We start from the raw sequence: 23691 nt of genomic DNA on the forward strand, positions 1-23691 counted from the left end.
CTCTTTATGCCTAGAATATAAACCAGGCAGAAAAATATTTAAAATACAAGTTTCTTTTAGCCAGTATAAGTTTTGATTATGGAGAAAGTCTTAATGTTTTTTTTATAGAAAATTCCGTTTTTCTATGCTATATTCAAAACAGAATTGGAGGAAAAAATGATTGTCGTTTCATATTCTGATTTTTTTGAAAATCCGGCAAAATTCAAGGACAGTGCCTCCCGATACGGACTAAAAGTCCTTCCGTCGGATTCAGAAAAAACTTGATTCGCTTAATGCCATCGCAGGATTGATTCCAAGTGAAATTGACGCTGAAAAAATCTTGACCGCACGGAAAACAGAAAAATCAGGCGTTTGATTCTCCAATGTCAGATTTTGAAGACGCAGTTCAGGCTTTCTGCGCAAAAAACGCCGGGACAAAAATCATTATCACAAGAAACATTCAGGACTACAGACTTTCTTCTGTCAAAGCCGTTATACCAAAAGAATTTTTAGATAAAGTGAATTTGCATTAGGGATTTTGCAAACCTGCGGTTCGCCGCGAGTTTTTGCTTTGCAAAAACTCGGTAGTGAGCGTAGCGAACGCACGTTAGGGATTGCAGCACCTGCAAAGCAGTTCCGGAACGAAGTTCAGGAATGAGCCGCGGTTAGACGGCGAAGTGCGAAAAGCCCGACCCGACATTTGCCGCCAAAGGCAATTATTCTGCGGAAGTTGAATCCGCCACGGATGGCGGATTAGGGGCAGAAAAAAATTGCAAGAAGCGAAGTTTCTTGTGCGGCAGGATGTCGGGGAACGCCCAAATAAAAAGCTATGCTGCTGTTTTCCTCACCTGATAGCCAATCAATGCGCTGAAGGTCGTCGTGCTTTACTCGTCCATTAGTCTGAAGTTCGAGATCTCACTGCTTCATAACTTCTTTTCCATTTTATTTTCAATATTTTTTATAAATCTGGCCGGATTGCCACCAACAATAGTCCTTGGTGCAACATCTTTTGTAACAATACTTCCTGCAGCAACAACTGCACCTTCGCCAACTGTAACTCCCTGCAAAATTTTTGCACCCTCACCAATCCAGGCGTTTTTCTTAATCACAATCGGCTTACATATAATTATCTGTAAATCATTCAAGTCATGATTAGCTGTAAGCATAGACACATTTGGTGCTATCATTGCACCATCTTCTATCGTAATACTTCCTGTTGATACCGTATTAAATCCCCAATTTATAAAAACATTTTCTCCAATATTGATTGTTGCACCCCTGTCAATATACACAGGTGTCAAAATATTTGATGATTCAGGAAGCCGACCTTCAAATAATTCATCAAATAACTTTCGTACCTTTTCATCATATGGCTCAAGCATATTTATACGATGGCACAATGTTCTACTACGCACCATTTCTGGACCGCAAATGCGTTTATACTCGTCATCAGTACGCATATTAATAGGTTCACCAGCTTTTGCTCTATCATAAATTGTCATAATAATTCCTTCTTTTTATGTGATGGGCGATTTTCTGCCGTCCAGTTTTTGGGGTTCGTGTCATCTGGTTTCAGCCCGGCAAGAATATCTTCATAATGAGAAACCTTGTCATCCATATATTTTACGGTAGATTTTGCCTTGTCCAGCTTTTTATAAGCTTCATCCCGCTGTTTTAAAATTATTTCATAACACGCCCGGATATTTTCTTTTGATTCTTCCAACAGGCACAAGCGGCAATATTCCTGAATGTCCTCAATTGATGCACCGCAGCCTTTTAAGCATTTAATACCTTGCATCCAGTTGACGGATTCCTCATTGAACACCCGGCGGTTGCCATTATCGCACTCGCAGGGCAGCAAGCCTTTGTCTGTATAGAAACGCAATGTATGCTCTGTAACATCGAACATTTTTGCCATTTGCTTAATCGTATAGTGCATAATTTTTTAAAATCCTCTTGACTTCGTGTTACACGAACTTATTAGAATAATATTAACACGAATCATTGAATGATTCAATTTTGATTTATGGAGGATTACATGGAATATCTAACGCTAAACAATAATCTTAAAATGCCGCTTGTGGGTTTTGGCACATTTATGCTGAATGGAGAAAGTTGCACCAATGCGGTTAAAAACGCAATAAAGACAGGCTATCGCATGATTGACACAGCAGAAGCCTACGGAAACGAAAAAGAAGCAGGAATGGGTATAAAGATGAATGGAATTGACCGCAAGGAAGTTTCTTGTTACAAAGGTGAATTTTAAGTCCTATGAAAATGCAGAACAGACGGTTATGCAGTCGCTTGCTAATTTGCAAACTGACTATATCGATTTGTTGCTTTTGCACTGTCCTTTTGCCAATTACTATGCGGCATGGCGTGTTTTGGAAAAGCTATATAATGAAGGAAAAATTCGGGCAATCGGCGTTTCCAACTTTGAGCCAGACCAGCTTCTTGATTTGATTGCCTACAACAATGTCGTTCCGGCTGTCAATCAAATTGAAACAAACCTTTACTGCCAGCGCAGCACGGAACGCAGTTGGATGGACAAAAAACAGGTTTCACACATGGCTTATGCGCCACTTGGTCAGGGAAACCGCAACGAAATGTTTAAAGAGCCTTTTGTGCTTACGCTCGCTGAAAAATACGGAAAAACTCCAGCACAAATATTGCTTCGCTTTCTGACACAAAAAGGCATTTCCGTTATTCCAAGAAGCACTCAACTAGAGCATAATCAAAGAAAATTTTGAGTTGTTTGATTTTACGCTGAATTCTGATGAAATGACACAACTTAGCTCACTAGATAAAAAAGAGCCAGTAATCGGAAAACCTGAAACTCCTGAACTGGTCGAATTTTCTTTGACTTGGTAAACTTGTTATTTGCGCGCACTTTTACGAGAATGCCCTTCCCTCTTCATTCTCGTAATAAGTTTTCAAATCGCCCCCCCAGCGCAGCTACCCCCCCCGTCTGTCTATTCCGGCTTTTTATCGTGCAGCACAAATATCTTTATTCCTTCATCAGGGAATTTTTTCTTTTCGTATTCGATTACTGTCTGAATGTCGGTTTCGGCGGTTTCGGGGCAGTATGCGATTAGAATAAAGTTTGTTTCCGGCCAGGTTGTGCTTCCAAGTTTATAGGAGTTTTTTCCGCGGCCGTAAACTAGCGGAATCAGCGAATAGCAGAAGTTCGGGATTACGGCTTCCAGATTTTTTATGATTTCCTCGTGGACTGACTGGTTTGCGATTATTTCTATTCTTATCATTTTTCTTTCCTTTCTATAATTAGCAATTAGCAGATTGAGTTTTCTTTGCGTTTTCTTTCAGCATTGCCAAAAGCTCCGGCGCAACTTCATTTTTTTTCTGGCTGTCTTCTTTTTTGTTAAAAAGCGAATACAAAACTGGAATTATAAAAAGCGTTACAACCGTGCTTGATGTAAGTCCGCCGACTATGCACAGTCCGATTGGCTGCGTCATTGAGGAATTCGCGTCTCCAAAGAACGCCATCGGTATCATTCCAAGAATTGTCGTGAGCGTTGTCATAAGAACAGGGCGAAGGCGCGAGGCTCCGGCGCTTTCACACGCTTCAAGGACTTTTATTCCGCGGCGCACAAGAAGATTCGTCTGGTCAACAAGAATAATTCCGTTATTGACAACAATTCCTACAAGCATAACTACGCCGAGCATTGAAACCATGCTGAACGCCTGGTTTGTAACAAGGTGAATCAAAACAACGCCTACAATAAGGAACGGAAGCGTGAACATATTTATGAACGGGTCTTTGAACGACTCATAAGTTCCTGCCATTACGCCGAACACAAGGATTACGGCAAGGAAAACTACAATCAGAAGAATTTTCATTGTGCTCATCGTGTCTTTCCAGGAGCCTTCAAAAGAAACATTGACTTCTTCCGGGATTACCATATTTTCGTTTATTGCCTGCTTTATCTGGTTTTCAACTTCGCCTGCGCTAGAACCGGCTGTAATTCCTGCGGTAAGGTGGACTGTCCTTGTCTTGTCTTCACGGTTAATTGAGACAGGACCTGTTCCGCGCACAACCTGCGCAAAATTTGAAACAGCGTAGCGTCCGTTTGTTCCGTTCACATAGATTTTTTCAAGGTCTGGAATGTCGCCTCTGTCCTGGTCGTTAAGCAGAACAACCACGCTGTAATCATCTCCGTCTGCGCGGTAGGTTGTGGCGGTTTTTCCGTTTATGCTGTAGTTTATCTCGTTTGCAATTGAGCTTACGCTGATTCCGAATGACGAGGCGCGCGCACGGTCAATCTGAATTTCAACCTGCGGAAGTCCTTCCTCAATGTCAAGGCTTGGCTCTGTAGCTTCAGGAATTTTTTCTTTTATAAGGTCTTTTATCTGATTTCCTGTCTCAATAAGTTTTGCAAGACTGCTTCCAGAAAGAGCAATGTCAATGTCGCTTCCTGTCATCTGCTGCATTTTTCCGTCGTCAAAAGTGAACGTGGCTGTAGGGAAATCCTCAAAATGGCGGCGGAGCTTTTGCTTTACGCTGTCGGCATTGTCAATCTGCTTTGAGGCGTCAGGAAGGGTTATGCTTATAGAGCCTTTGTATGAAGTGTCGGAGCTTAAAGCCATTCCGCTGGAAGAGCCCACGCTTACAATAATGTTCTCGTAGCCTTTAATTTCGTCCTTTGCAATCTGGTAAAACTGCTCAAGGACGCTTTTTGTCTCGGAAAGTTTTGTTCCAAGCGGAAGCTCCACGTTCAGCCCAACTTCTGAATCATTGAAATTCGACATAAAGCTTACGCGCAGATGGCTGAAAAGCAAAAACGACGAGGCAAGAACTGTGAATGAGACAAGGACAGTTGCAAAGCGGTGATGAAGCGCAACCCTTAAAGCGGCGCGGTATCTGTCCCGAATCCAGTTGATTGCGTTTTCCACGGCAGAGTCGCATTTTTTAAGGAATTTGTTCTTTATAGGAACTTCAGCCCTGTTGTCAACTGGAAGAAATTTTCCGGCAAGAACCGGGACAAGGAACATTGCGACAACAAGAGATGAAAGCAGCGCGATTATAATTACAACCATAAGCGTTGTAAAAAGCTCGCCGAGCATATCGAGCTTTGACTTGTACACAAAGAACGGAATAAAAACGCAGATTGTTGTAAGGTTTCCGGAAATTACAGAGGACATTACTTCCTGAGTTCCGATTTCCGCAGAAACTTTCGCGCTCGTTCCCCTCATTCTGTATGAGTAAATATTTTCAAGGACAACGACAGAAGCGTCAACGACCATTCCGATTCCAAGAATAAGCCCGGTCATTGTAATCATGTTCAAGGTGATTCCGCTAAAGACCATCACAAGAATTGTAATCAACACGCTGAAAGGAATTGAAATCGCCATGATTACCGTGCTTTTTACGCTCCGCAGGAATAAAAAAAGAACAAGAACCGCAAGAACAAATCCTTCAAGAATTGACTTTACAAGAGAATTCAAAGTGTCGCGCACAGAAGTTGAGTCATCGGAAATTATGTCAAGGGAAACGCCTTCCGGCAGAATAGACTGAATTTCCTCGATTTTTTTATAAACCGCATTCGCAACGTTCACGGAATTGCTTCCGCTCTGCTTTTGAAGGCTTATGTAAACGCCCGGTTTTCCGTTTATAAAAACTTCGCTAGTCTGGTCTTTGTAGCCTAAAAAAGCCTCGCCAATGTCCGAAAGCTTTACGTCGTAGCCGTTTGCGCTTCCAACAACAGTGCCGTTTATCTCGTCAATTGAACTGAATTCGCCTGTCGTGCGCACCATATATTTTCTTGTGCCCTCATAGACTGAGCCGCCGCCAACTTCTATGTTCTGGCTTGCAAGCGTGCTTACAACAGAAGAAAGAGTTAATCCGTAGGCGTCCAGCCTGTTCTGGCTAAGCTCGATTCTTACAATTGACTCCCGGCCGCCGCGCACCGTGGCCTGGGCAATTCCGGCTGTCTGCTCCAGACGGTCAGAAACTTCATCATCGGCAAGTTTTCTAAGCTCGTCCGCCGAGCGGCTTCCGTTAAGAGCAAGAGTCATAATCGGCATTGCGCTTGAGTCAAACTTGAAAATCTGCGGAGAGTCCGCGTCATCCGGCAGGCTTCCTTTTACCATATCAAGCTTGTCGCGTATGTCGTTTATCGCGGTGTCGATGTTTGTTCCGTAATTGAACTCAAGCTTTATGAGCGAAGAGCCTTCCGAAGATTCAGAAGTCATTTCCTTTAGATTGCTTACGCTTATAAGTCCGCTTTCAAGAACTTCTGTGACGGATTTTTCAACTGATTCAGGGCCAGCGTTGTCGTAGCTTGTCATAATCATTGCGACCGGCATATCCATATCCGGCATCAAGTCAATCTGAATGTTTCCAAGCGTAAAGAACGCGACTATCGCAACAAGCGCGAAAACACAGATTGTCAGGACAGGATGTTCAAGAACTTTTTTTGAAACGCTCATAACCTATTCCCCCTGCTGCGCTGTCTTTTTGTTCACATCGCGGACTTCAGCTCCGTCTGAAAGAACCTGCATTCCGCTCACAACAATTTCTTCATTTTCATTCAGTCCTGCTGTGATTTCAGTGCGTGCGTCAACTGTAACGCCCTCTTCAATTTCGCGTTTTTCAACGGCCAGCTTTTCATCATTTTCCGAGGCAACATAGACGTATTTTTTTCCGCTTTCTGTAACAATGCAGTCCGACGGAACAGAAATTATGTTTTTGTGAAGAACCGTGTTCAGTTTTATGCGCACGTACATTCCGGCGTTGATTCTTGAATCGTTTGTGTCAAAAAGAAAATAGACTTCCTTTGTGCGCGAAGTCTCGTCAACAATCGGGCTGATTCTAAAGATATGAGCCGGGAAAGTTTCGTTCTTGTACGCTTCAAGTGAAATTTCCGCAGTCAGATTATTTTTAAGGACGCCGATTTTTCCTTCCGGAACTTTTGACTCAATCTGCAGGTTTTTTATGTTTCCAATCTGCGCAATTTCTGTCGAGGTAGAAACGGTTGTTCCCGGAGTCAGCGGAAGAGACGTGATATAGCCTTCAATCGGAGCGTAAACCGGGCTTTTCGCGTAAACAGAGCCTGGAACTGAAGGGTCAACCTCAGCAATCACCTGCCCTTTTTTTACGTAAGAGCCAAGAGTAACCGGCACATTCACAAGCTTTCCTGCCATATCCGGAAAGACAGAAATCGTGTTGTCGGCCTTTACGTTTCCGCTTAGCAAAAGATATTCCTGCAAGTCTGATTTTTGAACTGTTTCAAGCTGGACAGGATAGACAGTTTTTTCAACAGGCGGAAGCTCCATTTTTCGTTTTGGAAGACAAGCGACAATTCCAAGAAGAACCATCGCGCCGGCTGTATAGCAAAGTCGTTTTTTTGTGATTTTCATTTTTTCACCTCAAATATATTTATTTTCTTGCTTTTAATTTTTTTCTGATTCAAAAAAAGTTTCAGACGGAAGCGAAAGCATTTCCTGAAGCGACAGAACGTTTGACAAAAGCGCGTACTGCTCCGAGCGGAGCTGAAGTTTTGCCGAGCTTAGCTTGTCCAGCGCGTCCTGCAAGGAAAGCAGGTCTTTTGTTCCCCGCCTGTATGCGTCCTCTGTCATCTCGTAGGATTTTTGGGCAAGCTCCACGTTCATTTTCCGGGCGGCTATGTTTTTTTGCGAAAGCTCAATCGCCTCGAATTTTTCGGCGGCGGAAGTTTTTACAGTCTTTTTTAGATTTTCAAGCTGAACTTCATAATCTTTTATGGTGTCGTCAAGCGCGGCTATTTTCACAGAAGCAGAAGAGCCTGGAATCCAGCTGTCAACAGGAAGTGAGATTCCAGCTGAAACGCTCCAGCTTGGATTTTCCGCTCCGCTTTTTGATTTCTTGTCGTAGGAATAAATTTCTGGCGAAACATCTGCGCTCAAATTCAGGCTTGGAAGCCTAAGAGAAGAATATGTTGCATTTTTTGTGTGGCGCGCCGTCTCAAGATTTTTTTCAAGAATCTTTATTTCCGAAGAATTTTCCACGCACTTTTCAAGAACAGAACGGTCAATTTTCAGAACACGCTCCGCATCATCAAGAGTTCCTTCAAGCTCAACATTAAGGTTTTGGTCAATTCCGATTGCATCAAGAAATTCTTTCAGCGCGTTTGAAAAATTTGTGCGCGCGCTGTCAACATCAGGCTTTGCGGTCTCCACGTTCACTTCCGCGCTCAATAAATCAAGCTGGGTTACAGTTCCGCGCGAATATTTTTCCTTTGCCTGCTCAAACTGCTTTTCGTAGCTTTCAAGAGTTTTCCGCGCATTTTCAAGCTGCTCTTTTAAATAAAGAATCCGGTAAAATTCAGTGCGGACAGAGCTTTCGGTCTTGCGGACAGTTTCATCATAGGAAATCTCCCCTGCCTCATAAGAAGAACGCAGAGCCTTTATTGAAGAAGCAATTCCGGCATCAAGCGAAAGAGAAGCAGAAAAAGAAAGAGTTCCATTCACAATGTCTGAATCAGAGTCCTTCCAGGATTTTTTTTCGGAAGCGGCGGCTCCGGCAGAAACAGACGGCAGAACCTTGTTCCACGAATTCTTATACTCACGCTTTGCCTGCCCGCGCGAAATTTCGGAACGTTTTATGTCAACATGAGATTCCAAAGCCTTCTCAACAGCTTTGTCCGCCGTAAGAACAAGTTTTTCCTCTGCAAAAATAGCGAATGAAAACAAGGAAAAAATCCCTAAAAAAACAATTTTTCTATAAAGAGCCAAAATCGACCTCCAATAAGTTCATGCAGTGTTTTACTGTAGCATACTACATACAAAACGATATTAACTGTAGCAAGTTACAGTTAATTGCTAAATTTACTTTAAAAAATTGTTCTTGCGTTATAAAATATGACTGATGAACGACAGCCACAAAAACGACATTGGATTTCTTTTTAAGAAAATTGATGAGAAACTTGAAAAACAGGTGAATGCAAATTTAAACTCGCTCGGAATAACGTTTGCGCAGCTAAGAGTCCTGATTTTTGTCCACGAGGCGAAAAACCAGCAGACGACACAGAAAGAAATTGAAACATTTCTTGAAGTCTCGCACCCGACGACAAACGGAATAATCAAGCGCCTGGAAGAAAAACACCTTGTAAAAACGGAAATGACATTGAAAAACGGCCGAATGTCAAAAAATGTCGCCATAACAGAAAAAGGAATGGAACTCTGCTCAAAAAACGAGGCGGACAAAAATCTGCTTGAAGACAAGTTCACCGAATGGCTTTCAGAAGACGGAAAAAGCACGCTTAGAGAGTTTCTTTTAAAAATATACGAAAAATTGTGCTAGGAGTTGGTAAGAGGCAGAAAAATATACCCAGTATGTTGGGGAAATATAGTGACTATGTTTTAAAATAAAGTAACTATATTTGGAAATATAGTTACTTTATTCGGGGAACTTAGTTACTTTATTTTTTATGATTTTCTAGACAAAGCGTCATTGCCTATGCTTAATAATTACTCATACTTCTTGAAATTTTCTGCCTGGTCAAAAACTTCCTTAAAGACTTCTTCGCGAGGGACCGGAGGATAGCCGTTTTCATCAAGCAGAATCCGTAAATCTGCCTTCATTTCAGCCTTTACATCCAGACGGTGATTCCAGTCCGTATATTTTACATTCTGGGCAACAAGAAACTTGACCTTTTTTGCAAGTTCAACCATTTTTTCTTTTGGATACTGATTCTCAAAATTAAATCGTTTGGCACAGCTTACAAGAATGTCGTAAAACGCTTTTTTCTCAAAATCAATTCCCATAGCTTCAAAGGATTTTTTGTCTTCCATCATATCGGCAAAAAGCTGATTCAATTGTTCTGCAACATCATCAAGAACCTTGCTTGCAAGGTCGCCGTCGGCAAAACGATTGTTGTAAGCGATAATCAGACTGTTCAATCGTTCGGAAAATTCTGTCGCCTTTATTTTGTTCGTTTTCTTATATTCACCGATTGCCTGCTTTAAAAGCTGCTCAAGTATTTTGATTTTTGTATTGGGAAGCGGAAGCCTGTTAATTTTTTCAAGGTATTCAGAACTGAATAAATCAAAGTTTACATTTTTTCCGACCTGAAAAAGTTCCTCTACACCGTCAGATTTTATCGCTTCCTGAATCAGTTTTGAAACGTGGCTATTCATCGTGGCAATATCAGGAGCATCGCCTTTTGTAAGTTTAAAAAGAATCGCACGGACTGCAATATAAAAATTAATCTGATTTTTTTCATCGACGGAAAATGATTCGCTTGTAGAGCAAAGGTTAAACGTCTTTTTCATTTTGCGAGCAGCTTCCATAAAACGTTTTTCCAAATCTTCAGTAAGCTGAACATATTCAACGGTCTTGTTCAAAGTTTCAAGCTGCTGAAACGGCGTTCCGTTATAATACAGCGATGCATCAAACTTGTTGAACATTGCATTGACAACGCTCAATTGGTCTTTCACAATTACAACAGCTTTTTCAGAGTCTTCAAATTCTTCCTGTTCGCCATCAGTATATTTTTTCAAGGCTTCATTCATTGCCTTTTTGATTCCGATGTAATCGACAACGAGTCCTTTCTCTTTTCCTTTGAAAGTTCTGTTTACACGGCTGATTGTCTGAATCAATGTATGTTTTTGAATCGGTTTAAAAATATAGATTGTATCAAGTGAAGGAACATCAAAACCTGTAAGCCACATATCGCAGACAATTGCAATCTTAAAATTAGATTTTTCATTTTTGAACTGGCGGTCAAGCTCTTTGCGGTATTCATGGTTTCCAAGAAGCTCAAAAAGTTCTTTTGTATCTTTCGCCTTGTTCTCGGTCATCACCATTTTTATTTTTTCTATAGGTCTTAGTTCTTTTTTTTCTTTTTCAGAAACGGTCGCATCTTCTGGACAAAGTCTTTTTTCATTCCACTGCGGGCGAAGGTGAACAATTTCCTTCCATAAGTCAAACGCAGCTTCGCGGGAAGAACAGACAAAAATTGCTTTTCCAAAGACAGTCGCCCCTTCGCGCCCCCGTGTTTCATAATGATTTATAAAATCTTCGGCAACGGCTTTTATAACATCAGGGTCGCGCAAAATCGCCTCAAGATTTGTAACAGCCTTTTTGCTCTGCTCAATCTGATTTTCGTTTGCTCCCTGCTCTGCGCATTGCGCGTAATAATTTTCAATTTCAAGAATCTTTTTGTGGTCAAGAAAAACTTTTGCAGCCCGTCCTTCGTAAACAAGATTCACTGTGATTCCGTCGGCAACAGATTCTTTCATCGTGTAAGTGTCTACAATTTCGCCAAAAACTTTTTCCATTTCATCAATCGGAGTTCCTGTAAAACCGACATAAGTTGCATTCGGAAAAGAATCGTGCAGATATTTTGCAAAACCAAATTTGTGCTCGACAATTCCCTTTTCATCATTTACCACAAGTTTCTCATCAAGATTGTTTTGCGAACGGTGGGCTTCATCGCTTATGCAAATGATGTTTGGGCGTTCAGAAAGAAGCTTTGTGTCCTCACAGAATTTTTGAATCGTTGTAAGATAAACGCCGCCGCTCTGACGGTCGCGAAGTTTTTCGCCAAGACTGGAACGGTTTTCTATTGTTTCAATATTCTGGTCGCCGATATAATTTTTTGATTTAAGAAAAAGTTTCCCAAGCTGATCATCCAAATCAGTTCTGTCGGTAATAACAATGATGGTCGAACTTTTAAGCGAAGTTGATTTCATCAATAGTCGGCTCAAGAAAACCATAGTGTAACTTTTGCCGCAGCCTGTCGCGCCAAAATAAATTCCGCCCTTGCCGCTGCCATTCGGTTTTATGGAAGATTTTATGCTTTCAAAAAGTTTTGTTGCAGCAAAGAACTGCGGATAACGGCAGACGATTTTTAGCTCATTGTCGCTTGAATCCGGAAAATACAAAAAATCTTTTATGACAGAAAGAAGCCGCTCCGGCCTGAAACATCCGTTAATCATCGTGATTAAGGAACTGATTCCGTCAACTTCCTTGTCTGCGCTTTCAACTTTGCGCCAGGAATAAAAATATTCATAAGGCGAAAAAATCGATCCCATCTTGGAATTTGCGCCGTCGGAAATCACTACAAAAGCGTTGTACTTAAAAAGTTCCGGAATATCGCGGCGGTAGCGCACGGCAAGCTGCTTGTATGCATCCTCAATCGTAGTGTTTTCCCTGATTGCAGACTTGAACTCCAGAACAACAAGCGGAATTCCGTTCACATAAACAATTCCGTCAGGAATACGAAGCTGTTCCCTGCCCTGAACCTCAAGCTGATTCACAATCTGAAAAATATTGTTTTCAGGATTCTCAAAATCAATCAGATTAATAAAAAGGTCTTTTTGGGAAGAATCATCGCGACGAATTGTAAAGCCATTGCAGATAAAATCCAAAATCCGCCTGTTTTCATCATACAAATCCGAAGAGACATTTTTGATTTTATTCACAGCTGCCGAGATTTCGCTTTGAGTAATATTCTAGTCTGAATATCGGAACAAAAGAAAATTTCTAAGAACATCAGTCAAAAGAACTTCCGTTTTGTCGTGGTGGATTTCGCTTCCAGTAAGGTGTGCGTAGCCTGCTTTCTCAAACAGTTCAATAATGGAAAGTTCCAGTGCGTGCTCGTCGAATTGCATTTTATCTGTCTCCGGTTTATTTAAATTTCCTGCTGAATGATTCGGCCGTTTTCTTTTTCTGACTTATAAATATCATAAATATAAGAGGGACTTTCAAGATACAAACCTGTTTCAATATTGTTCAGCTTTGAAAAAGTTTCTGATGTGTAAAGCCGCTGCATTGCCTCAAGAACCGGGACTTTAAAATCTTCCATTATAAAAGAAACAACATCATCCGTGATGTATTCAATCAGCTGTTCCTGCTTAGACATTTTCAACCCCAGTTTTTAAAAGATATGACAACGCTTTTTCTGTATGAAACGAATATTGGTCTGTCAATTTCTTGAATTCCATTTCTTTTACTAAAGTTTCAACAGAAATAAGCCCGTCCGAAAACTGCCTGAAAAACTGAATGTCAACATTTGAACCGTGATAAAGCGTCATTGAATCTTGTCTCCGTTTTTCTGGCAAATCTGCGTCATATCAGAAACCGCATCAGCAAAAGAAAGCGTATGCTCAACATCATAAAATTCCGTAAGAAAATCCAAAGCCTTGTGCTCCAGCAGATATAAAAATGACTGAGTTTTAGAAAGCGACTTAGCCTGCGCGAATTCATTCACACACGCGACTGTATACCGGATTTGATTTTGCTCCTGATTTGACATAAGCACAATTCCTATAGATAAATTATAACATACTTTGTGGCATAGGAAAATAATGGAAAAGGGAATGTTCCAATGCGTGCTTATCTAAATGCATATTCAGAATTTCAAAATTTATCCTAATTAATGATAATATTTATTGATTATATTGTGTTGAAAAATTTTGAAAGAATAAAAGGAAAAAATAAAAAAAACGGAATGAATCTGTATCGTAAAACGGCTGGATCCATTCCTTATAGAACATAAACGTTCAAGTTCAATACTCAAAATATATAACAAATTTATTGTTCTGTCAAAATAATTTTTTATATTCTTTGTAAAAACGAAATACAAATACATAAACAGAAACAATATTATTATTTGTTTTATAATATGCCGCATGTTTTCTGCAACGCTTAAAAAAAGCATCCACCTCTTTTAATCTCTTATTTAAAACATTTCTTGTTTTATCCAAAATTTTAAAAACCATAAGAACATCTAAAAAATCTTGAACGACTGGATTAGTCAGATAATGCTTCAGTTTTTTTGTATCTATAAGCGGAAAATTTCTTTTTATTGAATCTCTAAGAGCATTGTTTATAAACGGTTAAGAATACATGAGTTATGAGCCGCAGCATTTCTCATTATTCGGACAGACCATAAATATTGCGACACACTGTTTCCAATTGGAAATCTTTTTATATAGAAATCATAGAATCGAGTAAGTTCACCAAATGAAATAACTTCTACAAAAACCCATATTGGCAAATCCTCGATATTGTTTTTAATAAGTCGAGCAGAATAACCTGAATTATCAGAATGTTCTTTTAAATTATCTTTTATGTCCTTATTTTCCTCAAGAAAATCTGATACAACTTTATATCCGTCATCAGATTCATTTTGTTGAGATGCAGCCAATAATTGGACTTTAATAAAATGCTCAATATCAACAGTCATTTTAAACACAAGTTCTCTAAAATACATATCCAATCTTGCCAAATCTTGAAGATATGAAAAATCCAAACCAGAATATTTATTTCTAACAGGATTTTTTACATAGTTTTTTGCATAAGACTTCAATTTAAAATAATAAGTATTATAAAGCAGATAATTTCTTGCCTCTTCTTCAGATACATATTTAAATGTAATATTCTTAGATTTTATGTCATTGATAATTTCTTCAACCGAAAGTTTTGGCTTTCTATGCATTGTCATTTTCCTCTCTTTGCCTATTTGCAATCTGCGAAACGAGAAGTTGTTTTAACCGAGCAAGTTTTTCAATTTCCTGATAATTATTTTTCAAGTTCTGAATTATCTTTGCAAGATCTGTTTTACTTCTAACTTTTTCATCAGGGACAACAAGCAAAAGTTTTTCGATAAAATCTTTACTTAAATTGTTTTGTGCTCCGCCATTTGACATTAAACTTATTTCTTTCTGATTCGCAAGAAGTACAAAATAAAGATATGCAGAATCATTTAAGTTTTTACAAATCATTCCACAAACAGCCTGATTCGTTGTTGCTTCAATATTCAAATATCCGACTTCACCAGCAGTAACTCCATACATAGCCATAAGAACAGTATCTTTTGGCAACAACTTAGTCGATGTTTCATTCAATGCTTTTTTTGTTATAAACTCTTCAACTGAAATTGTTACATTATTATGAACTTCACCTGACTTTAACCAAGGTATTGTTCCATTCTGCCAATAATCAATTTCTGTTCTTGAAGGAGTTGAACCAGATTTCATTTCCTTGCAAAAATCTTTGACAGATTGAATTTTCATTGAAACATTCAATTTGTCTTTTATTTCTTCAAGTTCATTATCTGTATAATTCAATAATAAATTTGGATTAAAAATCTGCTTTACAATGTTCTTTCCCAATTCAACCAACTTTTCGTTTATCTTCTGTTTAATTTTGATGCGGTTTTCTATTGCGTTGTAGGCATCTACGATTTTCTGCTGCTCTTCGAGTGGAGGAACTGGGAGTTCAACACGGCACATTTCTTCCCAGTCAAATATTTCCCGAACGCTTCCGTGTGATTTGTAACGGGCATAACGGTCAAACTCTGGACGAAGAAACCACAACATCAGATATTCCGGCAAAAGTTTTGAAATATCTATAATTTCAAAAACAGAATAAGAACTTGAAATAATGCATTCCGGTTCTTTAAGCAATGCAATCGTAATTTTTTCGCCATTTCTGGAAGTAACCGGACCATAGGCAAACTGTCCTTTCTTTACTACTTTATACGATTTAAAATCAGTTCCAATTGTATTTGCAATTGACTCAATAAAGCATTTGTTAATACTCAATCCTAACAATCTATTTACAGATAAATCTCTATTACGAATATCAACTTGCCGTATATATTCACCTAGCTTTTTCAATTCACTCATCATTCTGCCTCTTCATAGTAATACGAATAGTCAATTCCTTTCATAAACATCTCACGGTCATTGATTTTATCGGTCAGGACATTTTTCAAAAGAAATTTGATTTTTGAAGAGTCGTAAACACTCTGTTCCATTGCATCAAGATAATCTTTTTTGTTGATTTTGCTCCAGTCAACAGATTTTTTTAGGCTGCGCTTTAAAATCAAATCCAGCCAGATTCTTGTTGTTCCGCCGTTTCCTTCGCGGAACGGATGGGCAATGTTCATTTCCACATATTTTTCCGCAATCTGCTCAAATGCTGATTCCGGCATTTTTTCAATTGAATCTAAAGTCTGTGGCAAAAACTCCGCCGCGGCAAACTTGAATCCGCCCTTTGAAATATTCACAGTGCGGATTTTTCCTGCAAAGTCATAAAGCCCGCCAAAAAGATACGCATGAATCTGTTTAAGTCCGTTTACTGTTCCAACTTCTATGCTTTCCAAAAGAGAACTTTCAAAAAGTGCATAAGCCTTTGTTTTGCTTTTTCCGTCAATCGTTTCGTCAGAATAATTAAACCATTGGATGAATGGAGCAGACTTATTGTTAGGGAAATTTTTTGCAAGCTCAATTACCTGATTGTAGTCCATTACATCAGTTTTGTATTTTTTGCCGTCCGCTGCCGTCAATTTCAGTTGGTTAGTGCCACTACCCAACTGGATGTTTTCTCGCTTTAGTTTCGCCTTTAAATATTTCCAGTAGTTTCGATTTTTTTCGTAATCATCCTGCTCATTCAATACGCCGATTATATCAAGCACACTGAACCACCATTTGGAATTTTCTTCATCCCAAACTGCACGGACTTCTCTATCATTAAAAAATCGGATTGATATTTTTTCACTCATCTACTTCTTTTCTCCAGCTTTTGCTTCTTTTTCCAAAGTCCGAATTGTTTCCAGATATGCCAGTTCGACTGGGGAAAGATTTTTCTGAATGAATTTTTGATATTCTCTTTCTGCTTTTTCAAGAGCCTGCTTATGACTTACCGAGCCTGCGCCTTCCAAGATTTCTTTTCCTGTGCCAGAAAGAATTCTGTCCAGTTGCTCAACATAATCGCTCATGTACATTGTCTTATGTTCCATGGCGTTGATTTCAGCCAAGTCAAAATATGCGGAAACAAGATTGTTCAAAACTTTTAGTTCAGTTTCTGAAAGATAGTTTTTTGCAACTGCAATATCTTTTTTAGTTGGAAAATCACCTGTAAAAGTTGTTAGCCCCATAAATTCTTTTTCTGAATCCGCGCGGTTATAAATCACTTCCGCTGCAGTGTTTCCATGAGCCGCATAGTGAAGCTTATTTTGAACCATTTTAAAGAACGCAATGCTTTCTGCACTTTTTGGATTGTAATCCGCACTGGTAGCATATAAATCCAAAACCTGACGGTACATCACTTTTTCGCTTGAGCGGATGTCGCGGATTCTGTCTAAAAGTTCTTTCCAGTAATTTCCGCCGCCAAGTTCCTTTAAGCGTTTGTCATCAAGTGCATATCCTTTTTTAAGATACTCCTTCAGCAATTCAGTTGCCCAACGCCTGAATTGTGTTGCCACCATGGACTTAACACGGTAGCCAAGGGAGATAATCATGTCGAGATTGTAGAAAGGAAGTTCTCGACTGACTTGCCTTGTACCTTCCAATTGAACCTGTCGGAATTTCCGACAAGTTGACTCTTCTTGCAATTCCCCTTCTTCATAAATATGCTGGATGTGTTCTACTATATTTGTTCGAGAAGACTGGTAAAGTTCTGCCATTTGTTGCTGAGTAAGCCACACTGTTTCATCTTCAAACCTGACATCAATTTTTGTAAGACCGTCCTTCGTCTGGTAAATTACAATATCGCCCTTGCTTTGATTTTCCATACTCATATCCTACAGCTTAATCTCATACCCCAAGTTCTTGAACACATTAAGCAATTCAGCTTTGCTTTCTTCTTCCTGCCTGAGCAAGTCTGTAAGTTCTGTCTGTAAACTTTTCATTGTTGTGTCAAAATCCTGAGCCTCATCCCGGTTTACAAATTCAATGTAGCGGCTTGGAACAAGGTTATAGCCTTTTTCTGCGATTTCCTTTTTTGTTGCGCTGTAGCAGAATTCGGGAATATTTTTATAAGTTTTGTCTTTGTCTATTTGCTGCCAGGCATGGAAAGTAGAGGTTACTTTGTCGCGGTCATTTTGTGTAAGCTCGATGTATTTCTTTTCAAATGGAGAGCCCATCTGCCGCAAGTCCATAAAAAGAACTTCGTCCTCGCGGTTTCTGTAGTTTTTGATTTTTCCGTTCTGTTGAACCATACGCGCCTTTTTATTTTTATTCAGAATCCACAGCGTTACGGAAATATCTGTTGTATAAAAGAGATTTCTTGGAAGAATCACGATTGCCTCGACAAGATTGTTTTCTACAAGCCGTTTTCTGATTTCCAGTTCCTGACCTTCGCCGCTTAACGCACCGTTGGCAAGCAAAACCCCTGCGACACCGTTCTGGCTCAGTTTGCTTACCATGTGCAGAATCCAGCCATAGTTTGCGTTGCTTGTTGGCGGAACAACATAACCGTTCCAGCGGGAATCATCGGCAAGTTCGTTTTCCGCGCGCCAGTCTTTTTGATTGAACGGAGGATTTGCCATAATATAGTCGGCGCGCAAATCTTTGTGCAAATCGTTTGTAAAAGTGTTGGCTGCCTTTTCGCCCAAATCACACGAAATTCCGCGGATTGCAAGATTCATCTTTGCCATTTTGTAAGTTGTTCCAGTCCCTTCCTGACCGTAAACAGAAATATCTTTTGCATTTCCGGCATGATTTTCCACAAATTTAAGCGACTGAACAAACATTCCGCCCGAACCGCAGCAAGGGTCATAGATTTTTCCTTTGTACGGCTCAATCATTTCAGCAATCAGATTTACAACTGACTTTGGCGTATAGAATTCGCCTTTTCCCTTTCCTTCCTGAAGCGCAAATTTTGTAAGAAAATATTCGTAGACACGACCCATGATGTCGTTTTCTTTGTCGGCTGTAGTCTGAATATTGTTGATTTCGTCCAAAAGAGCAGCAAGTTTTGAAACATCAATTCCAAGGCGTGAATAATAGTTGTCCGGGAGCGCGCCTTTTAACGAGGGATTCTGTTTTTCAATCGTGTTAAGCGCTGTGTCAATTTTTAATGCAATGTCCGGTTGCTTTGCATTTTCCATTATGAACGGCCAGCGGGATTCCTGCGGAACAAAAAAGACATTTTTCATGTCATAAAATTCCTGCAAGTCCAAATATTTTTCTTTGCCTCGCGCAACAAGTTCCTTACGGCGGTCGCTGAATTTATCGTTTACGAATTTCAAAAAAATCAGGCTAAGAACCACATGTTTATATTCTGCCGGCTCAACCGTTCCGCGCAATTTATCACAGGCACTCCAAAGAGCATCTTCAAAACTTACAACTTTCTTTGCTTTTGCCATTTTTTCTCCAGCTGACTTGATAAAACAAATTTCTTCTATTAATTATATCATTATAGCTGTTTTCCCGATAAAAAAATATACCCAGTATGTTGGGTAAATATAGTGACTATATTTTAAAATAAAGTAACTATATTTGGAAATATAGTTACTTTGTTCGGGGAATTTAGTGGGAAAATTTTTCCGTGTATTCGCAGTAGGGATAGTTTGTGCAGCCTATGAACCAGTGCTTGTTTTTCTTGCCTTTTCTTTTTACAAGGAATCCGCCACAGCTAGGACATTTTTTCGGATTTTCCAAGACTGTCGCATCATGGATTGTGTATTTGCATTTTGGAAAATTTGAGCATCCGACAAAAGATTTTCCGTCATGCTCAACTTTCAGGAGATTTCCAGTTTTGCAAAGTGGGCATTTTTCCAGTCCTTCATTTGAAGCCTGCCTGACAGAAATAAAGCAAACTGAACTGGAAGCCTTAAATTCCTTCAAAAACGGAGAAGGATTTCTGTTGTCCGTAAGAATGAATGTTCTGTTTCTTGTTCTGGTAACGGCAACATAAAAAAGTCGGCGTTCCTCGGCAAATTTAAAGTCCTCCGAATTTGTAAGAACAAGATTCAAAACCTTGTCATCGGCAATTTGGTTCGGGAATCCAAGCTTGTCATTCTTAAAATTCAAGAGAATCACATTGTCAGCCTCAAGTCCTTTTGATTTGTGTACCGACATAAAATCAACCTGGAGTTCAGGAATGGGAATGTATTCGAGTTTTTCTTTTCTGTTTTGATAATGAATTTTGAAAAGCCCTGTTTTCTTTGCGATTTCCAAGTCGTAGTTTGTGCGCCCTAAAAGCAAAACAGAAGAATTTACTCCAAAATCCAGAACAATTTTATTTATCATCTGCTGCAAAGATTTTCTCGGATCATCATCGAATCCCCAGAAAACAAGAGGATAGTCAAGATTTTTGTCTGAGCGCAAATCCTTTTTCAGCTGCATAGGATTTTTTAGGACAAAATTCGAAGCCTCATCTATCAGCCGCTGTGAATTGCGGTAAGTTTTTTCAATCCGTAAAATTTTTGTGCAGCCAAAGTATTTCTCAAAATCAGTGAACAAAGAAATGTCGCTTCCGGCAAAACGGTAAATCGACTGCCAGTCATCGCCCACGCAAAAGAATTTCGCTCCGGTTCTTTCCGCAATCGCCTTTAAAAAATTGAACCGAGACTTTGAAATATCCTGATATTCATCGACAATCACATACTTATATGGAAGAATATTGCATCCGGCAGAAACCAGCTCGGCGGCATTGTTTATCATATCAGAAAAATCAATCGCATTGTTTTTATAAAGATAGTTCTGATATTCCTCCAAAAGGATTTTTATTATATCAAGGAAAAGGTTTGTGCGCTGGCAAAGAAATTCATTTTTCTCTTGCGCAAGATATTTCTGCCGCAAAATTTCAATTTCTTCTATTTTGTAATTGTCCGACTTAAAAAGAGTTATAAAAGTGCAGCAAAGTTTTATAAATTCGCCGAAATACTTGTTGCTCTTGCTTGCATAAACTGTGTTGAAAATATCTGAAAAATCGCGCGGCTTAAATTCAACGCTGTTTTCAACAAGAAGCTCCTCAAGTTTTTTAAGAAGGATTCCTTCCGAACTGTAATACGAATAAGTTTCAATCAGCTTTGTGCCGTTTTCCCTATGAAAATCGCGCTTCCATAAAATTCCGTCAAGATACTTTTTTTCTTCAATCGGTGAAAGCCAGGGAACTGTAAAATCTTTTGAAATGCCAAAATGCTCCAGATAAATGTCGTAATCGCAAAGATAAAAATCCGGCCTGTACGCTTTTCTTTTCTGGTCGTCGCTTTCAAACGGATAGAGTTTTTCGTATTCATATTTTATTCCGTGCATAAAAAGAAAATTGGCGATTTTTGTTTCCTCAATGCTTTTTACCTGCTCGTTGTTAAGCGTTCTTAATGCCTTTGACTTTTCAACCCCAGTTTCGCGGATATATATTTCCCGGTCATATTTTGATTTTAATGTTTCAAGGTCTGAAGTTTTTTCTTCTTCGTACAATTCACCAAGCGAAGAGCAGTTTTCCAAATTTTCAGGAATCTCCAGAAAGTACGCAAAGTATTCAGTAAGATTTTTTATAAGATCCGGATGATTTAAAAGCTCGCTCTCAAAAAATTTATGGATAAAATCGCCAAGAACATTTTCATCCAAAACTTCCGGCCGCCTGCCGCTTGCATTTTTGATTATTTCAAGACCGAGCTTGTGAAAAGTCGTTGCCTGTGCATTTATTCCAAGTCTTCCCTGAACCCGTTCCGTCATTTCCTGCGCGGATTTTTTTGTGAACGAAACAAGAAGAATTTCATTCGGATTTATGTTTTTTGCTTCACAAAGATATTTTACTTTTGCCGCAATCGTAAGAGTTTTTCCGCTTCCCGCCCCGGCCAGAACCAAAATTCTGTCCTCATCAGTGATAACCGCCGTCCGCTGCTGAAAATCCAGATTCTTACCGTCAACATTTGAAAAAAGCCAGTCATATTTTAAAGATTCATTTTGAATAAACTGCTGGTTTGCATTTTCCAAATAATCGTGCAGCGAATTGAAAACAGTTTTAAAACGCTCAACTTCCGAAAATTCTTCATCTTCATTGTGAACGTCCGCTTGATTCGCCTCAATAAAGAGAAGCTCCCAGTTTTTTACAAACTGAAGCTCTGCGGAATGGGCAACATAATTTTCAGTAAGTTTGAATAAATCATTGAAAAAGTCAGATATTTTTTGAGCAAGATTTTTGACTTCTTCTTTGCGTTTTATTTCAGCATTTGACTGAAAAATAATCTTGTGCAGATTTCTAAAAGTTTCCTTGAAATTATTGATTTCTGAAAACGCCGCATTTTTCTTAGGAATACTGCATCTGACAAGTTCAGAATAAAGGTTCTGCCATTTTGCGGCAAACTCATCTTCCTGTTTTTTTGTTACAATCGACTTTAAAAGAGAATCAAATTCCGAAGAAAAAACTTTTATCTGATTCTGAAACAAACTGATTTTCTGAAGATTTTTTATTGCAGACTTTTTTCTATAAATATGAAGAATCAAAAGAGAGAAAAATATTACAAATGCAACTGAACTTCCAACGAAGATAACCATTTTTATATTATATCATCGTTCTGAGGGGAATTTTCTAGGAAATGCACGAGGGGATAAAGAACTACCATTCATTGCAAAATTTTTTAGTTATCAAGAGATTTGCATTCCATATCTACAAAGAGAAAAATCTACTTAATCAGCCAAAATAATTTGCATCGTTCAAAATCTATAATCAATTTAATATTACTTTGCATAATTTTCATGCCTAAATTTAGAAAATTTCTATGAAGCCAGTTTTTCAATAAACTTTTCTTTTTCAGACCAAGGAACAACATTTATTCCATAATTCGAAAACGCCTCATTAACCTGAGAAGCAATAGCTTTATCAGAATCATTTAGCATTGCAAATAGAACTGACTCTGTCGGCCGCTCATCTTTTGTATCAATCCACTTAAAAACAAGATTCATAGAATTTTCTTTTGACGGATTCGTTATAGTCTGCACAAGTCTTTCTGAATATTTTTTTGACTTTGGTATGCCAAAATCAAACATGTTGTCAAAACCAGTTTTCCCTGAAAATTTTACTTTCTGAACATAACGAATATCGTTTTTATCAAACCAAGCGACAACATCATCGAAAAACAGATTCTGCACTTGTGGCTTGGAAAGATAAAATAAATCATTGACAGCAAGCATAGCCTGAATCAAGTCATGCTTTTTCTGAGGAAAATTTTCTGCCGAAGTTTTTACAATCAGCTGATTGTCATCCAGAAGAACACCAAAACCACGAAGAGTTATATTCAAAATTTCTTTTCGTCTAGGAGAATCCAAATGACAACCAGAAGATTCCAAATCATCAATAATATAACCGTCATCTGAAAGAATAATCTTATCACCTTCTTTTTTAGCATAAATCTGAAGGCAATCATTGTGTCTGTCTAAATATGGCGTTGTTATTTCCGACCAAGTATCATTTATGATTTTTGAAGAAGTATTTTCTTTTAGCCATTTAAAATAACTATCAATAAGAGCATCTATTTCTGTTTTTTTCATACAAATAAATCCTCCTCGATTATCGGCTTTTTTATAATATGACAATAATCCATAAACTTTTCAAGAAACTCTCCTGGACTTTTACAATCCGCAAACTCGTCTGGTAAAGGATACGCAAATTTATCACCGTAGCCTTCTCTATAAATATGAAAATGCGTTCCGCCCAACTGCACCCCATCAGGATTTTTATGTGGCGCAGAATTAATATCAAGCCTTAAAATAGGAATTGTATTTCTAGCTCGATTTTGAAATTTTGTCCTTGTCAAATCAATATGAGAACGCCAAACATCTAACAAGAAATCTTCCTTCTTATCAGTTGATGATAATTCAATCTCGATTTTTCCGCCTAAACTTGGAAAAATGTATTTTTGTGAAGATTTACAATTTTTTTCAAGGTTAAGAAGATATTCAATTTCTTCTTTTGAAAGATTACCTGACATATTTATATTATAAACCATTAGATTTTAAGTGTATATAAATGAT

At 38.7% G+C, this 23691-nt stretch carries 23 protein-coding genes; 4 read left to right on the forward strand and 19 right to left on the reverse strand.

The window, feature by feature from the left end:
• Positions 1–362: 362 nt before the first annotated feature.
• The gene (locus B3209_RS06145; protein ID WP_296662163.1) at positions 363–512 is read left to right on the forward strand and encodes a hypothetical protein; all 150 of its coding nucleotides are present in this window, start codon (positions 363–365) and stop codon (positions 510–512) included.
• Positions 513–902: 390 nt separating this feature from the next.
• Here the strand turns inward: B3209_RS06145 and B3209_RS06150 are convergent, their stop codons facing one another.
• Both B3209_RS06150 and B3209_RS06155 read right to left on the reverse strand, forming a co-directional pair.
• On the reverse strand, positions 903–1481 hold the full coding sequence (locus B3209_RS06150; RefSeq protein WP_296662164.1) for a DapH/DapD/GlmU-related protein: 579 nt from the start codon (positions 1479–1481) through the stop codon (positions 903–905).
• Positions 1478–1918, reverse strand: coding sequence for a MerR family transcriptional regulator (locus tag B3209_RS06155; RefSeq protein WP_296662165.1), 441 nt, complete (start codon positions 1916–1918; stop codon positions 1478–1480). The genes B3209_RS06150 and B3209_RS06155 overlap by 4 nt, the downstream gene beginning before the upstream one ends.
• 99 nt (positions 1919–2017) lie before the next feature.
• On the opposite strand from B3209_RS06155, the gene B3209_RS06160 reads away from it, so the two are divergent.
• Both B3209_RS06160 and B3209_RS06165 read left to right on the forward strand, forming a co-directional pair.
• Positions 2018–2245, forward strand: a complete 228-nt coding sequence (locus tag B3209_RS06160; RefSeq protein ID WP_296662166.1) for an aldo/keto reductase — start codon at positions 2018–2020, stop codon at positions 2243–2245.
• Positions 2199–2729: an aldo/keto reductase gene (locus B3209_RS06165; protein ID WP_296662167.1), complete on the forward strand. Its 531-nt coding sequence runs from the start codon at positions 2199–2201 to the stop codon at positions 2727–2729. The genes B3209_RS06160 and B3209_RS06165 overlap by 47 nt, the downstream gene beginning before the upstream one ends.
• A 222-nt stretch (positions 2730–2951) precedes the next feature.
• Here B3209_RS06165 and B3209_RS06170 read toward each other — a convergent pair whose 3' ends face one another.
• The 4 genes from B3209_RS06170 to B3209_RS06185 are packed head-to-tail and all read right to left on the reverse strand — an operon-like array spanning position 2952 to position 8709.
• Positions 2952–3242 (reverse strand): PG0541 family transporter-associated protein, encoded by a 291-nt coding sequence (locus B3209_RS06170; protein ID WP_296662168.1) that lies wholly within the window; start codon positions 3240–3242, stop codon positions 2952–2954.
• 19 nt (positions 3243–3261) lie between these two features.
• Positions 3262–6426 carry an efflux RND transporter permease subunit gene (locus B3209_RS06175; protein ID WP_296690181.1) on the reverse strand — a complete coding sequence of 1055 codons (3165 nt, stop codon included), beginning with the start codon at positions 6424–6426 and terminating at the stop codon, positions 3262–3264.
• Between the two features lie 3 nt (positions 6427–6429).
• A complete protein-coding gene (locus B3209_RS06180; RefSeq protein WP_296690184.1) occupies positions 6430–7356 on the reverse strand; it encodes an efflux RND transporter periplasmic adaptor subunit in 927 nt (308 codons plus the stop codon).
• A gap of 33 nt (positions 7357–7389) precedes the next feature.
• The gene (locus tag B3209_RS06185; protein ID WP_296690186.1) at positions 7390–8709 is read right to left on the reverse strand and encodes a TolC family protein; all 1320 of its coding nucleotides are present in this window, start codon (positions 8707–8709) and stop codon (positions 7390–7392) included.
• Positions 8710–8842: 133 nt separating this feature from the next.
• Between B3209_RS06185 and B3209_RS06190 the strand changes: the two genes are divergently transcribed.
• Complete coding sequence (locus tag B3209_RS06190; RefSeq protein WP_296662172.1) at positions 8843–9277, forward strand: MarR family winged helix-turn-helix transcriptional regulator; 435 nt, start codon at positions 8843–8845, stop codon at positions 9275–9277.
• Positions 9278–9444: 167 nt separating this feature from the next.
• On the opposite strand, the gene B3209_RS06195 is transcribed toward B3209_RS06190, so the two are convergent.
• The 13 genes from B3209_RS06195 to B3209_RS06255 all read right to left on the reverse strand — a co-directional run bounded on the left by B3209_RS06195 (position 9445) and on the right by B3209_RS06255 (position 23648).
• Positions 9445–12429, reverse strand: coding sequence for a type I restriction endonuclease subunit R (locus tag B3209_RS06195; protein ID WP_296690267.1), 2985 nt, complete (start codon positions 12427–12429; stop codon positions 9445–9447).
• A gap of 3 nt (positions 12430–12432) precedes the next feature.
• On the reverse strand, positions 12433–12591 hold the full coding sequence (locus tag B3209_RS06200) for a hypothetical protein (RefSeq protein ID WP_296662175.1): 159 nt from the start codon (positions 12589–12591) through the stop codon (positions 12433–12435).
• A gap of 20 nt (positions 12592–12611) precedes the next feature.
• A complete protein-coding gene (locus B3209_RS06205; protein WP_296662176.1) occupies positions 12612–12842 on the reverse strand; it encodes a hypothetical protein in 231 nt (76 codons plus the stop codon).
• Positions 12835–13014, reverse strand: a complete 180-nt coding sequence (locus tag B3209_RS06210; RefSeq protein ID WP_295797956.1) for a DUF3990 domain-containing protein — start codon at positions 13012–13014, stop codon at positions 12835–12837. Before B3209_RS06210 ends, B3209_RS06205 begins: the two co-directional genes overlap by 8 nt.
• Positions 13011–13235, reverse strand: a complete 225-nt coding sequence (locus tag B3209_RS06215) for a DUF3791 domain-containing protein (protein WP_296662177.1) — start codon at positions 13233–13235, stop codon at positions 13011–13013. Before B3209_RS06215 ends, B3209_RS06210 begins: the two co-directional genes overlap by 4 nt.
• A gap of 573 nt (positions 13236–13808) precedes the next feature.
• Positions 13809–14426, reverse strand: coding sequence for an Abi family protein (locus B3209_RS06220; RefSeq protein WP_296662178.1), 618 nt, complete (start codon positions 14424–14426; stop codon positions 13809–13811).
• Entirely contained in the window at positions 14413–15612 is a 1200-nt protein-coding gene (locus B3209_RS06225; RefSeq protein ID WP_296690187.1) for a restriction endonuclease subunit S, read from the reverse strand. Before B3209_RS06225 ends, B3209_RS06220 begins: the two co-directional genes overlap by 14 nt.
• Positions 15612–16490, reverse strand: a complete 879-nt coding sequence (gene fic, locus B3209_RS06230) for a protein adenylyltransferase Fic (protein WP_296690189.1) — start codon at positions 16488–16490, stop codon at positions 15612–15614. Before fic ends, B3209_RS06225 begins: the two co-directional genes overlap by 1 nt.
• Positions 16491–17501, reverse strand: coding sequence for a virulence RhuM family protein (locus tag B3209_RS06235; RefSeq protein ID WP_296690190.1), 1011 nt, complete (start codon positions 17499–17501; stop codon positions 16491–16493). It lies immediately after the preceding gene.
• A 9-nt stretch (positions 17502–17510) separates the two neighbouring features.
• Positions 17511–19076, reverse strand: a complete 1566-nt coding sequence (locus B3209_RS06240) for a type I restriction-modification system subunit M (protein ID WP_296690192.1) — start codon at positions 19074–19076, stop codon at positions 17511–17513.
• A 163-nt stretch (positions 19077–19239) separates the two neighbouring features.
• Positions 19240–22215: a UvrD-helicase domain-containing protein gene (locus B3209_RS06245; protein WP_296690194.1), complete on the reverse strand. Its 2976-nt coding sequence runs from the start codon at positions 22213–22215 to the stop codon at positions 19240–19242.
• A 222-nt stretch (positions 22216–22437) separates the two neighbouring features.
• Positions 22438–23208 (reverse strand): DUF1829 domain-containing protein, encoded by a 771-nt coding sequence (locus B3209_RS06250; protein WP_296690196.1) that lies wholly within the window; start codon positions 23206–23208, stop codon positions 22438–22440.
• On the reverse strand, positions 23205–23648 hold the full coding sequence (locus B3209_RS06255; RefSeq protein ID WP_296690197.1) for a DUF6978 family protein: 444 nt from the start codon (positions 23646–23648) through the stop codon (positions 23205–23207). Before B3209_RS06255 ends, B3209_RS06250 begins: the two co-directional genes overlap by 4 nt.
• Positions 23649–23691 lie beyond the last annotated feature (43 nt).

This window comes from Treponema sp. UBA6852 (genome assembly GCA_002449305.1).
Lineage (GTDB): Bacteria > Spirochaetota > Spirochaetia > Treponematales > Treponemataceae > Treponema_D.

Bases quoted from the DNA above. Each gene is read 5' to 3' on its own strand.
- B3209_RS06200 (WP_296662175.1), bottom strand. From the start codon at position 12,591: ATGCAATTCGACGAGCACGCACTGGAACTTTCCATTATTGAACTGTTT.
- B3209_RS06190 (WP_296662172.1), top strand. From the start codon at position 8,843: ATGAACGACAGCCACAAAAACGACATTGGATTTCTTTTTAAGAAAATT.
- B3209_RS06220 (WP_296662178.1), bottom strand. From the start codon at position 14,426: ATGACAATGCATAGAAAGCCAAAACTTTCGGTTGAAGAAATTATCAAT.
- B3209_RS06155 (WP_296662165.1), bottom strand. From the start codon at position 1,918: ATGCACTATACGATTAAGCAAATGGCAAAAATGTTCGATGTTACAGAG.
- B3209_RS06175 (WP_296690181.1), bottom strand. From the start codon at position 6,426: ATGAGCGTTTCAAAAAAAGTTCTTGAACATCCTGTCCTGACAATCTGT.
- B3209_RS06170 (WP_296662168.1), bottom strand. From the start codon at position 3,242: ATGATAAGAATAGAAATAATCGCAAACCAGTCAGTCCACGAGGAAATC.
- B3209_RS06240 (WP_296690192.1), bottom strand. From the start codon at position 19,076: ATGGCAAAAGCAAAGAAAGTTGTAAGTTTTGAAGATGCTCTTTGGAGT.
- B3209_RS06215 (WP_296662177.1), bottom strand. From the start codon at position 13,235: ATGTCAAATCAGGAGCAAAATCAAATCCGGTATACAGTCGCGTGTGTG.
- B3209_RS06180 (WP_296690184.1), bottom strand. From the start codon at position 7,356: ATGAAAATCACAAAAAAACGACTTTGCTATACAGCCGGCGCGATGGTT.
- B3209_RS06165 (WP_296662167.1), top strand. From the start codon at position 2,199: ATGGAATTGACCGCAAGGAAGTTTCTTGTTACAAAGGTGAATTTTAAG.
- B3209_RS06255 (WP_296690197.1), bottom strand. From the start codon at position 23,648: ATGTCAGGTAATCTTTCAAAAGAAGAAATTGAATATCTTCTTAACCTT.
- B3209_RS06225 (WP_296690187.1), bottom strand. From the start codon at position 15,612: ATGAGTGAATTGAAAAAGCTAGGTGAATATATACGGCAAGTTGATATT.
- B3209_RS06210 (WP_295797956.1), bottom strand. From the start codon at position 13,014: ATGACGCTTTATCACGGTTCAAATGTTGACATTCAGTTTTTCAGGCAG.
- B3209_RS06235 (WP_296690190.1), bottom strand. From the start codon at position 17,501: ATGGAAAATCAAAGCAAGGGCGATATTGTAATTTACCAGACGAAGGAC.
- B3209_RS06150 (WP_296662164.1), bottom strand. From the start codon at position 1,481: ATGACAATTTATGATAGAGCAAAAGCTGGTGAACCTATTAATATGCGT.
- B3209_RS06245 (WP_296690194.1), bottom strand. From the start codon at position 22,215: ATGGTTATCTTCGTTGGAAGTTCAGTTGCATTTGTAATATTTTTCTCT.
- fic (WP_296690189.1), bottom strand. From the start codon at position 16,490: ATGAGTGAAAAAATATCAATCCGATTTTTTAATGATAGAGAAGTCCGT.
- B3209_RS06145 (WP_296662163.1), top strand. From the start codon at position 363: ATGTCAGATTTTGAAGACGCAGTTCAGGCTTTCTGCGCAAAAAACGCC.
- B3209_RS06250 (WP_296690196.1), bottom strand. From the start codon at position 23,208: ATGAAAAAAACAGAAATAGATGCTCTTATTGATAGTTATTTTAAATGG.
- B3209_RS06205 (WP_296662176.1), bottom strand. From the start codon at position 12,842: ATGTCTAAGCAGGAACAGCTGATTGAATACATCACGGATGATGTTGTT.
- B3209_RS06160 (WP_296662166.1), top strand. From the start codon at position 2,018: ATGGAATATCTAACGCTAAACAATAATCTTAAAATGCCGCTTGTGGGT.